Annotated in this window: 1 pseudogene; it reads left to right on the top strand. The window is 64.3% G+C overall.

What is annotated here, in order from left to right:
• Positions 1 to 848, top strand: a pseudogene (locus tag CKO23_RS24880) (IS4 family transposase); the annotation flags it as partial.
• Positions 849 to 1,061: the final 213 nt, after the last annotated feature.

Here is a 1,061-nt window from a genome sequence, read left to right as displayed (position 1 = left end):
CGATCGAGGCAGGGGATCTGTGGATCGCCGATCGCAACTTCTGTGTCGCCTCCTGGATCTGGGATCTGCACCAACGCGGCGCGGCGGTGCTGGTGCGCGAGCACCAGCAGATCCCCTGCCAACCGCTTGAGCCGATGCGCTTGGTCGCCACCACCGCCGAGGGGCAACTCAGCGAGCAGCGTGTGAGCATCCCCGCCCCTGATGGCGTGCAGCGCCTGGAGCTGCGCCGGATTCGCCTGCAGCTGAACAGCCCGACGCGCGAGGGCGAGACCACGCTGTACCTGTTGACGACACTGCCCGAGGCGGCGGCCGACGCGGCGCTGGTCGCGGCCCTCTACCGCGAGCGCTGGACCCTGGAAAAGGCCTTCTTGCATGTGACCACCGAGTTGCGCTGCGAGATTAAGACCCTGGCCTATCCGCCCGCCGCCCTGTTCGGATTGGCCATGGCCATCGTCGCCTACAACGCCTTGGCGGTGATCAAGGCGACGCTGCGTCAGGTGCATGGTGCCGAGACGGTCGATAGCGAGGTCTCCGGCTACTATCTCGTTAACGAAATGGCGTGCGTGGACGCGTGCCTCAACACCCTGATCACGCCTGAGGAATGGGCCGTGTTTCAAACGTTCACGCCCGAGGCGATGGCCGCCTGGTTGCTCGCCACCGCGCAACAGGTGCAGTTGCGCAAGTACCGCAAGCATCCACGTGGTCCGAAGCACACGCCTCCAACGCGCACCCATGATCCGAAAAAGCCGCATCTGTCCGTCGCGCGCTTGCTCGCACAGCGTCAACAGCCCAAGACGCCCTCCCTGAAGCGGGGGGAACGGCATCCGACGATTTGCCACGAATCGTGACCTTCACAGCCATGGGCAGACCTCAACGGCACATGCCGATGAGACGGATGTAGCGCCTCATTAGGGTCCTCTGGGGTCTCCACTTGACCGGAGTAAACTCCAAGGGTGACTTACCCTCATGCTGGCGTTGATTATCCGCGGACTGCGGGCGAGTTCCAGTCCTGGTTTCGCACCGATGCGGACTGCCTCGACTACCTGGAGTGGCTCCGGTGG

This window comes from Thiocystis violacea (assembly GCF_016583565.1).
Taxonomy (GTDB): Bacteria; Pseudomonadota; Gammaproteobacteria; order Chromatiales; family Chromatiaceae; genus Thiorhodococcus; species Thiorhodococcus violaceus_A.
Note: the sequence above shows the minus strand (reverse complement) of the source record. Positions and strands in the feature narration are given on the sequence as shown.